The sequence below is a fragment of the Acinetobacter sp. 1000160 genome, from assembly GCF_000588715.1.
GTDB lineage: Bacteria > Pseudomonadota > Gammaproteobacteria > Pseudomonadales > Moraxellaceae > Acinetobacter > Acinetobacter courvalinii.
Window position 1 is genome coordinate 583,248 of record NZ_JFWP02000002.1, and the last position, 13,251, is coordinate 596,498.

A 13,251-nucleotide genomic window follows, 5' to 3' on the forward strand; every position below is an offset into this window, starting at 1 on the left:
ATCTTTTTTTGTATTGGTGCATCTGGTCAGATTTTTACAGGAATATTACCAATGACATTGCCACTGCTATAAAAACTTGATAGCTTCAAAATAAATAAGAACAAGATTCAGGATGAATTAAAATGCAAAAAAATAGACATCATTACACGCATCTAGGTGTAGTTTTGTTGATGACGATCTTCTCTTCCATGGCGAATGCCGCACAGCCTTTGAGTGAAGGAACGTTGGCTTTACAAACAGGCGTGCTGAATAACGCATTACCCAGCATTATTATTAAAGCCCAAAACGATGCTCTTAAACCAGAAGAAGAACGCTGGCGTTCGCAACGTACTCTTAGTGATCAATACTTAAGTGAAATCCGTGTTAGTACCATTTTAAATGGCGTGTTATCAGCACACGAAGAACAGAAAAAAGTCATGGCTGTTGATCCTAGAGATAAGAGAACAGCCACAATCAAACCACATGAACAGCCACCTGATCGCTACATGATTTATGAGTTTGAATCAGGCAATGTTCACGTAACTTATAATGATGACGTTAAAGCAGAACTCGTAGTTAAATAGCTGGATGTTGAATCTTCCAGGCACGATGGATTTTCTGATTGCGTTTAAAATCCAGACCAATGGTTTCAGAAGTGATTTCTTCGACCTGATACATGGCCTCAATCTCTTCATCTAGCTCAAAACCACGATAGTTATTTGAGAAGTAAAGCGTACCGTCACTGGTTAGGCGGTTCATCGCGCGTTTAAGCAATGAAACATGGTCACGCTGTACGTCAAAGGTACCATAGAACTTCTTCGAGTTAGAGAAGGTTGGTGGATCAATGAAGATCAGATCATATTGCTCATGACCTTCTTTAAGCCACTCAAAGCAGTCACTGGCGAAGAACATATGTTGTTCATCGGCATGATCTACGGTTAAACCATTCAGAACAAAGTTCTCTTTCGACCAGCTTAAATAAGTATTAGATAAATCGACACTGGTGGTACTGGCTGCACCACCTAAAGCAGCATGTAAGCTGGCCGTAGACGTGTAGCTATACAGATTCAGGAAATGCTTGCCGCGTGCTTCTTTGGCAATACGCAAACGCATCTGGCGGTGATCCAGGAATAGACCTGTATCTAGATAATCGGTTAAATTTACCAGAATACGCGCATTGCCTTCCTGAACGATAAAGCGTTTAGAAGCCGTACTCTGTTTGGTGTACTGATTTGTTCCGGCTTGGCGAGCACGGGTTTTAATAAAGATCGCATCACGATTGAGTCCTGTGACCGCTCGGATCGCTGCCAGACCAAGGTTAAAACGTTTTTTTGCTTTCTCTGGGTCAATTTTCTTTGGTGGTGCATATTCTTGTACATGCAATTTGTCACCATACAAATCAACTGCAATATTAAAGTCTGGTAAATCTGCATCATACAAACGTAAGCAATAGATGTTTTCTTTCACTGCCCACTTTTTCAAAGTTTGCATATTCTTTTGCAAACGGTTGGTAAAGTCTTCGGCACCTTCAATCGGTTCAAATTGTTGTGGTTGCCAATTGGCCAGGAAGGGCTGGGTTACAGTCGCAGGTTTGACTGTACCAAAACGGGTATAGATCGGTAATTTACCGTTCATCAAACGCAAGGTTTGTGGGTCGTTAAATGCCAGTACGTCTGCCTGTTCAATTTGAGCGGCGATGATGGCTGCACGCTGATTTGGGAAATTCTTTTGCAGTAAAGCAGATAAACCGAGATATAAAGAACGATTCGATGCTTTATCACCTAAACGTTCGCCATACGGTGGATTGGTAACGATGAAAGCTTTTTTACCTTCGGCATGGAAATCATCCCAGTCGGCCAAAGTACGTTCTTCAATCTGGATCTGATCCAGTAACTTTTCAAAACCGGCAGCGATAATGTTCTGGCGTGTCGCTTTTACTGCTTCCCAGTCGGCATCATAGGCATAGAATTGGGGTAAGGGTTGCTGTAAGGCTTTTTCATGACGCTCGGCGGCTTCGGCTTTGAGGGTCATCCATAATTCATGGTCATGTCCATGCCAGCCATTAAAACCAAAACGGCGAACCAGACCAGGTGCGCGGTCCGTCAGAATCAAGAGTGATTCAATAATAAAGGTACCTGAACCACACATTGGATCGAGGATAATATCGGGTTGATATTGTGCCAGTTGTGCTTTCTGTAAAATTGCCGCAGCCAGATTTTCTTTAATTGGGGCATCGGTCATAAAACGGCGATAGCCACGTTTATGTAAAGAATCACCAGATAAGTCCAGGCAATAGGTATGTTCGTTTTTCCCCGCCAATACATAGAGTGTGATTTCTGGTTGCTTGATATCAATACTTGGACGTTTGCCCACAGCTTCCATAAAGGAGTCGACCACACCATCTTTAACACGGAGTGTCGCAAACTGGGTATTGACCTTAATTTCACGTTCAACATGCAAACGAATGGCAAAAGTACTTTGTGGTGCAAAAATCAAAGACCAGTCAAAGCTGATCGCACCTTCATAGAGTTCTTCAGCAACATCACGTGCGTCATGGGTATGTTCAAGTTCATGGGTATGAATCGGTAACAGTACGCGAGAGGCAAGACGCGACCACATACAAATGCGATATGCATTTTCGAGTGTGCCTTTAAAAACCAAACGTCCAGCGAAGCGTTGAATGTTCTGAATCCCTAAATCTTCGAGTTCTTGTTGTAATAAGGTTTCAAGTCCATCCGCACAGGTCACCCAATAGTTTGTCAGACGTTGTGTAGAATTCATGCACATTTCCAAAAAAGCAGTTCAGCAATCGGCTATTTTAACTGATTTTTGTTTGTTCTGTCGGTGCATATTTGTGTGATTGTTAGCTTTATCAGCAATTCATCCTACTTTTTTGACGAAATGTTGTCGGCCTCAACTTTTTTAATGTCAGTTGATGTCGTGCTGAGAATTGACTTGTTGAAAAGTTGGTACATGTTTTGCTTTCTAAATCAGTACTACATCAGTGAGTAATTTTACTTAAAGCTGATGAAAATTAAGAATTTTAATTTTAGGCTATGGGGATGTTATGAAAGAAAGCATGAACAATGAAGTACTGGTCAATGCCGAAGCTTTTACGATTGCAACTCAAATGTATGTCCGCTTAAGACGTGTTTGTGGACGTGTCATCGATGTGATGTATCTGGTCAATAATCAGGAGTATGCCAAACATGTACTGGACATTGCTCTCGAAACGCAAGATCCAGAATTGCAGCGCTTTGTGGCACGCCTGAGTCCATTGATTGCGTTATATCCTGAAGCTTCTTCACCTGTACTGGAGAATAAATTGAATGTTGAAAAAGATATGGTTTCAGATGCCTACTCAATGGAAGTGACCGAGGAAGAAATTTATCAGGCTCAGGTGCATCATCACTATATTGGTGCATTACGCTAAGTTATAAGTCATTTAAAGAGGAGAAAATAAAAAGGATGTAAGGGGAATACATCCTTTTTTACTTAAGTGCTGAAAACTTCAACGACGCAGCAAAACTAAAGTCTGTATAATGCCTTAACTTAACGTGTTAGGAATCTCTTATGCACTTGGCGGCATTGCATACTTTGAGTCAGATCCAGCTCAACCAACAAGGAAATCTAAAACACTTTTTAACAATTGAGGGTCTTTCTAAAGAAACCTTGACCAAGATTTTAGATACAGCGCAAAGCTTTTTAGATGAAAATAATAATTTGATCAACCGTCCGTTACTTGAAGGACTGACGGTCATGAATCTGTTCTTTGAAAACTCCACCCGTACCCGTACCACCTTTGAAGCGGCAGCAAAACGTCTGTCTGCCAACGTCTTGAATATCGATATTGCGCGTTCAAGTACCTCAAAAGGAGAAACGCTACGTGATACCTTGTGGAATCTGGAAGCCATGGCGGCAGATATTTTCGTGGTACGTCACTCCTCATCAGGGGCAGCACATTTTATTGCCAAAGATGTCTGTCCAAAGGTCGCGATTATCAATGCAGGAGATGGTCGCCATGCGCATCCAACTCAGGCCATGCTGGATATGCTGACCATTCGCCGTGAAACCAAGAAACCCTTTGAAGAACTGACGGTTGCCATTATCGGGGATATCAAGCATTCACGTGTGGCACGTTCGAATGTCGCTGCATTGCAAACATTGGGTTGTAAAGATATCCGTGTAATTGCACCCAATACCTTATTGCCCGTCGGCTTTAATGAATATGGTGAACATGTTCGTCTGTTTAATAAAATGGATGAAGGTGTGAAAGATTGTGATGTGATTATTGCCTTACGTATTCAAAATGAACGGATCGACTCACCAGCCTTATCATCACAGGCTGAATTCTACAAAATGTACGGCTTAAACAAAGAGCGTCTGGCACTGGCGAAGCCGGATTGTATCGTGATGCATCCTGGACCAATGAACCGTGGTGTGGAAATTGACTCGAGCGTGGCAGATGGTGATCAGTCGGTGATTTTAAAACAGGTCACCAACGGTATTGCCGTTCGTATGGCAGTACTGGCACTTGCGATGCAAGGGCAATTACAAGAACAAGGTTTAATTGAAGCGATTGCACTGTAAGGGATAGATCACATGAGTATTGTAAAAATTGAAAATGTCCGTGTGCTCGATCCGATTCAACAGACTGATCAGGTGCAAACGGTTTATATTGAAAATGGTAAGCGCATTGATGCCGTTGACCAGGTTGATGAAACACTCAATGGTCAAGGCAAATGGTTGATGCCGACCATGGTAGATTTGTGTGCACGTTTACGTGAGCCAGGCCAGCAGCAGCATGGCACCTTGAAATCGGAAGGAAAGGCTGCACGTGCCAACGGTATTTTGCATGTCATCACACCGCCAGACTCAAAACCGATTGTGCAGGACAATGGTGCCCTGATTCATGGCCTGATTGAAAAAGCGCAACTGGATGGTGGTATCTACTTGCATATCATTGGCGCACAAACCCAAGGTTTAAATGGCAAGCAACCTGCCAATATGGCCAGTTTAAAGAAGGGTGGCTGTACTGCGGTTTCAAATGCCAATGCGGCATTTGAAAATGATGATGTGGTGATCCGTACCCTTGAATATGCCGCTGGCTTGGGTTTAACCGTAGTGTTCTATGCCGAAGAACCACAAATTGCCAAAGACGGTTGTGCGCATGAAGGTTTTATCGCTTCTCGCCAAGGTTTACCGATGATTCCAGCGATTGCAGAAACCGTTGCGATTGCCAAATACCTTCTGATGATTGAAGCAACTGGGGTAAGAGCACACTTTGGTTTGTTGTCTTGCGGTGCATCGGTCGATTTAATCCGTGCAGCAAAGGCCAAAGGCTTACCGGTAACCGCAGATGTGGCTATGCATCAGTTGCATCTTACCGAGCAATTGACTGACGGCTTTAACGCGCTTGCGCATGTACGTCCGCCATTACGTTCGGAACAGGATAAGCAATTATTACGTCAAGGTGTCAAAGAAGGTGTTATCGACGCCATCTGTACCCATCATGAACCTTTGAGTAGCTCGGCGAAAATGGCCCCGTTTGCAGAAACCCAACCGGGGATTACGGCATTCGATACCTATGTGGCTTTAGGCGTACAACTGATTCAGGAAGGACTGTTCGAGCCGTTGGAATGGGCCGCAAAAGTGACCTCGACGCCAGCACAAGTTGCTAATATGACAGAACGCTGGATGCAGGAAGCAGGCTGGGTGCTGATTGATCCAGAACTGCAATGGACGGTGTCTAAAGAGACCATTCTTTCACAAGGCAAGAATACTCCGCTTATCGGTCAGCAATTGACCGGCAAGGTTGTGAAGACCTTCGCATAACAGATTAATTCCTTTTTATATCAAGCGGAACAGGAGCTAAGTCTTGTTCCGCTTTGTAAACTGTGATGTAGATATTGTATTTAAATTTTATAGAATTGATGAAAAACAAGAAAAACAGCTTAAAGTGATGATATAAATGAGAGATGTCTTACATAAAATTATAAAAAAGAGAAATAATCCATTCTAATAATTGGAGCTTAAACAATGTCTATACATCCGATGGAGTTGCTTAAACAAAAAGTTTCATCTGTGATTGTGAATGATCAAACTAGTCTTGTGAATGAAAAAAATGATGTTTTATCAAGATTTTACCCTGTCTTATTATATCGTTTTCTGGAAAAGCCGGAACTGGTCGATAAATTAAGAGAGAAATTAACCCCTTCAATTTCAGACCTGCTGGAAGACAATGAACGGGTCAAAAATGCATTGCTGTTAAGACTGGCCGCCGGAAAAGTGTCTGTGGCTGAGGTTGAAATTACCTTAAATCGGGCAATTCCTAAAAGTCTGGCGGTCCTTTCCAATGAAGTAGGTAATGATGCGATCAGGATCATTTACTATTTAAGAGACCATAAGGCCTCTATTTATTCTTTATTACCGTGCTGGACCACTGAAGTCTTGTCGCAATTAAATGAAAGTGCTCTACAAGAGCAAGTGCTTGATGTCATTCCTACAATTCCGAGTGTTCCCGATGCGAAAAAAACCAACAAGATTTTTCCGTTTCTTACGCTACTTTTTGGTTTTTCCCTAATCTTTTTATACCATCTCAGTAAATGAGGTCGGATGCGATTAATATTGGTTTTTATATTGTTCTGATTTTTAAAGTAAAAATAAAGAAATTAAGTAGTTGTGGATGTGCTTGGTGATACCAACGGCAGGGCCTGAACTGTTAAATAAACATGCAGATTTCATATTTTTATTTGTAAATTGTGATGTAAGTATTGTATTTAAATGATATCAAAACGAATAAAAAAAATACAAAAGATTAGAATGAAAAAGCAGCAGTTCACTTGAGCTTAATTTTTTAGCATTTCTTGAGTGTTCTGAATATTATAAATTTAATGTGTTGGAGTGAATAACAATGTCAATAAACCCAATGGAACTGTTAAAGCAGAAAGTGACTTCGTTGATCGTAAATGATCAAGAGGGTCTGGTAAACGAAAAAAGTGCTCTTTTATCCAGGTTTTATCCCATTTTACTTTCTATCTTGGCGGCAAGGCCTGAACTTATTCAGAAATTAAAAGATTCGATTTCACCGTCATTATCAGATTTATTAGGCCATAATGAACAAGTCAAGAACGCGCTTCTGACCAATTTAAGTAACGGGCAGCTTTCCAGTGCCGAAACAGAACAGACGCTGAATCAGGCGATTCCAAAAAGTCTGGCCGCTTTAACTAATGAAGCGGGAAATGATACACAAAGTATTGTGAATTATTTAAAACAGCATATGGATTCGATCCGCGCTCTGTTACCCGCATGGGCGGTCGGTCTGTTAGCACCTCTGGGTCTGGTCTCCAGCGCCTCTGCATCAACATCAAATTTCGCCCAAGGCTCGGCAGCACCAGCGAACAAATCACGTGCCTGGTTGCCGATTGTAGCCATTATCATTCTCGGTTTACTGGTGGCCTGGTTGTGGAAGTCATGCCAGCATAAACAAACCACTACTCCGGTAAATGATGAGGCGAATTCAGCTTCACAAGTGGCGACAGATGCTGCGCCAGCAAGCTTATCCTTAACCACAGATGCTTCGGGTAACTTGGCGCAATGTCAGGTGGGCGTGGGGGATCAAGGGTTTTTGGCGACTATACAGGCCAAAGTGAAAGAAGTATTTTCTGCAAATCAGCAATGTAGCGTTGATACCACAACCAAGCATGCTGGAACATTTATGGATCAGGCGGGCCTTGCTGGTGTTTTAGGTCTGCTTAAAGGTGTACCGAATGTTTCTCTAGACTGGATTGGTGACAAGATTACCCTGAAAGGTGGAGATGCGAATCAACTGAATGATCTACTTGGGAAAATTAAAGGGCTCGTGCCTAATACCGAAGTGGTGGTTGAAGCACCTATGACTGCGGCAGACTCTGTGAGCCATAGTTTAAATGCCGCACAGGATGCTTTGGCAAATATTGATGCCAGTCAGGTAGATATTAATGATGTGATTAAGGCTTTAAATTTACAGATTATCAATTTTGCAACTGCATCAAACCAGATTCCAGATGAAAATAAAGCCATTCTGGATAAAGCTGCAGCTTTAATGAAAAATACCAAAGATGCAAAATTAACGGTAGCGGGCTATACCGACTCAACCGGTAATGCCAATAGCAATAAAACCCTATCGCAAAAACGTGCTCAAGCCGTGGTGGATTATTTGGTCAGTCAGGGTGTCTCTGCTGATCAGCTTACAGCGGTAGGTCATGGCGCAGATAATCCGGTAGCAGATAATACCACTGAAGAAGGACGTTTTAAAAACCGCCGTATTGAGTTCTCAGTTACGCCATAAAATCAGCGTTAAAACATAATATAAAGGAGCTATTCAGTCGATAGCTCCTTTAATTTTATCTAATAAATGGATTAAAAATCCGATCTCTAAATTTATTTAAATCAAATATAAGAAAAGACTCGAATAAGTCGAGTTAAATTGAGTAGAATACGCCCGAAAAAAACAAGATAACAGGGTAATTAATATGAATAAGTTTTTTATATTCACCTCTTTAACCGTAGCAGTTTTATTGACAGGATGCGATAAATTCAAACCTAAAGATAAAGTTGAAAATGTTGAAGCCGCAGTGTCCGAATGGAGCTGTACCAATCAGGATAACCTGAATAATATTCAGGCTGCATTAAAAAAGGCATATTTAAAGCAGATTGATCGTAGCTTGCGTGAAAGTGAATATCAGGCAGATTATGATGTGCTGGATAAGATTAACAAAGGTCTGAAATTTGAAATCAAAAATGTGCGGACTTTAGATAATACGGACACTGAGCAAGCTTCAAAAACATTATTAGATTGTGATAGTCAGCTGGTGATTTCATTCCCTAAAGGCTTACAGAAACGTGCTGAAAATGCTTATCTCGAAGAGCAGAAATATCAGAGAGATGGCGAGGATGAAGGGCAGTCAACCTATACCTTGGGTGATTATTTCTCAGATAGCGACTATCCATTAAAGCTTGAAGATGACCAGTTGCGTGGTGACTTTACCTATAACCTGACCAAGACGGATAAAGACGGTGTGGTATTGAATATTCCGGATCAAAACGCCGTGATTGACGGGGTGGTGTTTATGGCAACCAAAGCAGTGCATTACATGGCCTACCTCAAAGAAAATCGCCTGATTGAACAGAATAGCGAAAAGGCTCAGCAGGAGTATGATGCAAATTCATCTGCTCAGATGGATCTGGCGCAAAAAGCAATGGATATCCGTAAAAAAGAGCTGGATGCGGAAAAGAGCAAGCAGGTTGAGCGTTTGAACCAGACCTGGGACAAGTTCAGTGCCGAGCAGAAGACACAATTGCAGCAGGACCAGTCAGACTGGTTTGAGAAACGCGATGTAGATTGTAAAGTGCTCTCACAGAAAAGTGTCTATGATACGCCTGAGAAAGATCGCGAAACCTATCAGAAGCAGGCGGGTTACTGGAATGACGCGATGCATAAGCAAGATCAGGACATGCAATATACCAAATGCTTTATTCAGCGCACGATTGAACGCGTTGTTTACTTAAATAATGTCAATTAAGTGAACAAGCAGAAAAGGACGAATTGATTCGTCCTTTTTTTATTGGCATGCTTAAGCAAATCACGTGTTTAGATAAAGTTTATGAAAATTACATTGATCGGTGCAGGGCGTGTTGCCACACATTTAGCTAAAGTCTTACAGTTACAGCACCAGATTGTTCAGATCTTTAGTCGAGACTTACAGCGTGCCCAGACCCTTGCCAATCTTGTCAGTGCTCAGGCAATTGATGATGTGAGGCAGCTTGATCCGCAAACAGATTTGGTGATTATTGCGGTCAGTGATCAGGCAATTTCCAGTGTAATTGAGTCGATTGCACCTTATTTATCAGACAATCTGATTGTGCATACCTCAGGCAGTACCAGTGTGTCGGTTCTGCAAAACAGTCATCATCGGGCAGGTGTGTTTTATCCCTTGCAAACCTTTAGTTTTGACAGGGACGTAAACTGGGCAGAAACGCCGGTGTTTGTCGAAGCTGTTGAGCCACAGGATTTAACTTTTTTGACGGAATTAGCAAACAGTTTAAGCCATCGTGTCTATCAATATAGCTCTACTCAACGTCAAACTTTACACTTGGCAGCAGTATTTGCTTGCAATTTCAGTAATTACTGTTATGACATGGCAAAGCAGATTGTCGATGACGAGCAGGTGGATTTTAGCTTACTCCATCCACTGATTTTAGAGACTGCAAACAAAGCTACGACTAATGATCCCAAGGATATGCAGACTGGTCCCGCGATGCGAGGAGACCACAATATATTAAATATGCATCAGCAGTTATTGGGAGATTCTAATCGTGCTGACTTGCAGAATATCTATGCTTTAATGAGTGAAGCGATATTAAAACGGCATCAATAGCACCTTTTAACAATAAGTATACAAAATAGACAAATCAGTCTGTTTTGTATAATATTAATAAAATTTTATTTTATATTTTATAAAAAGATGTTGGCTAATATATTTCAAGCTTTAGAGAGTCTCGGCCTTACAGCACAAAAACGTGCCATTCATATTCAGTTTTCGAATCAAAATTTAAATACCCAAGTTTTCCTGCAACGCATAGATGGTCAGCATGCGCTGAACGCCGGTTTTAAGGCTGAGCTGATCTGCCTGTCGACCAATGCCAGCATTCCCCTGAAACAGTTCATCGGCAGCCAAGCCGCGATTGATACCGTCACCGATCAGGGGCAACTCAGCCGTGTCACAGGCATTATCACCCAAGCTTTGCAAGGCCAGTCGGACGGTAGTTTAACCCTCTATAAACTCACACTCGAAGACCCAACCGCACTGTGGAAACAACGCCGTAACAGCCGTGTGTTTATGAATAAAAGCGTGCGCGATGTGGTGGAAGTTGTCTTTAAGGAATGGCAACAAAAAAGCCCCTTATTTGCCTCAAGCCTAACGCTAGACCTCAGTGGACTCAGTCAGGACTACGATGTCCGCCCATTCATAATGCAGTCCAATGAGAGCGACTATGACTTTGTCACCCGTTTGCTACGTAGCGAAGGCATCAACTGGCTGGTGGATGAAGCAGAAAGAACAGTTCCACAAAGTAGTGCTGCGATTCAGCCGCAAAAATTGCGTCTGATTGATGACAATAGCCAGTATCAGGCCTTAGACCGTCACCAGATCCGTTATCACCGCAGCAGTGCCACCGAACAATACGACAGCATGACCAGTCTGGTCGGACAACGCTCATTACAACCTAGTGCAGTCCATGTACAACGCTGGCAAGCCGATGCACTGGAACAGGAAGACGGTGCAGGCAGTGTCCAAAGTACGCATAAACACAGCGAACAACATGACAATGCCAGTCTGGGGCTGGAACAGGCCTGGCATTTTTCACCTGCCTGGATGCAAGACCTGAATGGTGAAGATGGTGCAACCCAGTCCGGCAATGCCCAGATTGAAAAGCTCAATCAGAACCTCGGACAATATTACGACCTCCAATCGAAACAGTTCGTGGCGAAGACCACCGTCCGTGACACCCATGTCGGTTACTGGTTTGAACTGGCCGAACACCCTGAAATAGACCAACACGATGGCAGTGATAAAGAATTCCTGATCACAGGCAAACACTTCTACAATCAGAACAACTTGCCTAAAGATCTGCACCAGCAGATTCATCAGCTATTGGCCCAAAGCAACTGGCAGCCAAGTCAACAAAGCAATACAGAAGAACGCCAAGCCAATCAGCTGATCCTGCAACGACGCAATATCAAAACCGTTCCTGAATTTAACCCATTACAACACCGCCCAGCCGCTTCACCACAACGTGCCAAAGTGGTTGGGCCAAGCGGCGAAGAAATTCACGTGGATGAATGGGGACGGATCAAAGTTCGTTTCCTGTTTACCCGTAGTGAAGACCACAGTCACGATGGTGGTGCAGGGGCCAATGACAACGATACCGATTCAGCCTGGGTTGATGTACTGACCCCGTGGGCCGGAGAAGGCTATGGCGCACGCTTCCTGCCGCGTATCAATGAAATCGTGGTGATCGACTTCTTTGATGGCAACATTGACCGTCCCTTTGTGGTCGGACGTATTCACGAAGCCCAACGCAGCCCAAGCAAATTCGACAATGCCGGTAAGCTGCCAGATACCAAAAAACTGGCCGGGATCAAATCGAAAGAATATCAGGGCGAAGGCTTTAACCAGTTACGCTTTGATGACACCACTGGACAGATCAGTGCACAACTGCAAAGCAGCCATGCTGCCAGTCAACTTAACTTAGGTAAACTGAGTCATCCCAAAGACAAGGCAGAAAGCGAAGACCGCGGCGAAGGTTTTGAACTGCGTACCGATCAATGGGGAGCCGTGCGAGCCGGAGAAGGTTTACTCGTTTCCACGCACAAACAGGATCAGGCACAAGGCGAACATCTGGATGCACAGCCTGCTAAACAGCAGCTTGAAGGCAACCTAAGCAATGCTAAAGCCTTAAGCGAAGTGGCCAAAAACCAGCAGACTGATGAGATTGAATCATTGGATCAACTGAAAGCATTTGCTGATGAAATTGAAGCGGATATTGCCAAGTTTAACAAGGCCATGCTGTTATTGAGTTCGCCAGCAGGCATTGGCCTGAGCACTAATGAAGATATTCATTTATCTGCTGATGGGCAGATCAACCAGTTTGCCGGTGATAGTATCAACTTAAGCACGCAAAAAAATCTGGTAGCTCATGTCAGTGGAAAAGCGAGTCTGTTTGCAGCGCAGAATGGCATTAAACAGGTTGCTGCGAAAGGCAAGTTTGAAGTTCAGGCCCAAGGCGATGGAATGGATTTACTGGCCAAGCAAGGCATCCAGATTATTTCAACCGAAGATCGTATTGAAATTACCAGTCCGAAAGAGATTGTGATTACTGCGGGTGGTTCTCAGATTAAGCTGGATGGCTCGGGTATCTTCCCAGTAACAGGCGGTAAGTTTGAAGTAAAGGCAGGGCAACATTTGTTTATGGGTGGGGCGAAGGTTGAGGCTCCAGAAAGGAAATTTAATAGCTCTCCATGTTATTTAACTTATCAGGTTACTGATAGTCTCGGAGAACCCCTAAAGAATAAAAACTATATGATGTATTTGGCAGATGGCACCGTGAAGAAAGGAAAGACCAATGCCAAAGGTGAAACACAAAGAGTCGAGAGTGCGGGCCCACAAAAGGTGAATATCCTGATTGATGATGAAGATCATAAGGGATACCAAATCAGCCAATTGAATTGAG

The 13,251-nt window shown here is 43.0% G+C and carries 10 protein-coding genes; 9 read left to right on the forward strand and 1 reads right to left on the reverse strand.

Going from position 1 to position 13,251, the window contains the following annotated elements:
- The first annotated feature begins 122 nt into the window (after positions 1–122).
- Positions 123–563 (forward strand): hypothetical protein, encoded by a 441-nt coding sequence (locus tag J699_RS12290; protein ID WP_032867157.1) that lies wholly within the window; start codon positions 123–125, stop codon positions 561–563.
- Here the strand turns inward: J699_RS12290 and rlmKL are convergent.
- Entirely contained in the window at positions 556–2,760 is a 2,205-nt protein-coding gene (gene rlmKL, locus J699_RS12285) for a bifunctional 23S rRNA (guanine(2069)-N(7))-methyltransferase RlmK/23S rRNA (guanine(2445)-N(2))-methyltransferase RlmL (RefSeq protein ID WP_032882778.1), read from the reverse strand. The two genes, J699_RS12290 and rlmKL, sit on opposite strands and share 8 nt — an antisense overlap.
- A 286-nt stretch (positions 2,761–3,046) precedes the next feature.
- On the opposite strand from rlmKL, the gene J699_RS12280 reads away from it, so the two are divergent.
- From J699_RS12280 to J699_RS12245, 8 genes are all read left to right on the forward strand, one after another.
- Positions 3,047–3,412, forward strand: coding sequence for a hypothetical protein (locus tag J699_RS12280; RefSeq protein ID WP_032867159.1), 366 nt, complete (start codon positions 3,047–3,049; stop codon positions 3,410–3,412).
- A 140-nt stretch (positions 3,413–3,552) separates the two neighbouring features.
- Complete coding sequence (locus J699_RS12275) at positions 3,553–4,569, forward strand: aspartate carbamoyltransferase catalytic subunit (protein ID WP_005286615.1); 1,017 nt, start codon at positions 3,553–3,555, stop codon at positions 4,567–4,569.
- 12 nt (positions 4,570–4,581) lie between these two features.
- Positions 4,582–5,814 carry a dihydroorotase gene (locus J699_RS12270; RefSeq protein WP_032867160.1) on the forward strand — a complete coding sequence of 411 codons (1,233 nt, stop codon included), beginning with the start codon at positions 4,582–4,584 and terminating at the stop codon, positions 5,812–5,814.
- 204 nt (positions 5,815–6,018) lie between these two features.
- The gene (locus tag J699_RS12265; RefSeq protein WP_032867161.1) at positions 6,019–6,588 is read left to right on the forward strand and encodes a hypothetical protein; all 570 of its coding nucleotides are present in this window, start codon (positions 6,019–6,021) and stop codon (positions 6,586–6,588) included.
- A 304-nt stretch (positions 6,589–6,892) separates the two neighbouring features.
- A complete protein-coding gene (locus J699_RS12260) occupies positions 6,893–8,308 on the forward strand; it encodes an OmpA family protein (protein ID WP_032867163.1) in 1,416 nt (471 codons plus the stop codon).
- A gap of 184 nt (positions 8,309–8,492) precedes the next feature.
- Positions 8,493–9,542 carry a hypothetical protein gene (locus J699_RS12255; protein WP_032867166.1) on the forward strand — a complete coding sequence of 350 codons (1,050 nt, stop codon included), beginning with the start codon at positions 8,493–8,495 and terminating at the stop codon, positions 9,540–9,542.
- An 81-nt stretch (positions 9,543–9,623) separates the two neighbouring features.
- Positions 9,624–10,397, forward strand: a complete 774-nt coding sequence (locus J699_RS12250; protein WP_032867168.1) for a Rossmann-like and DUF2520 domain-containing protein — start codon at positions 9,624–9,626, stop codon at positions 10,395–10,397.
- An 87-nt stretch (positions 10,398–10,484) separates the two neighbouring features.
- Complete coding sequence (locus J699_RS12245) at positions 10,485–13,250, forward strand: type VI secretion system Vgr family protein (RefSeq protein ID WP_032868243.1); 2,766 nt, start codon at positions 10,485–10,487, stop codon at positions 13,248–13,250.
- Position 13,251: the final 1 nt, after the last annotated feature.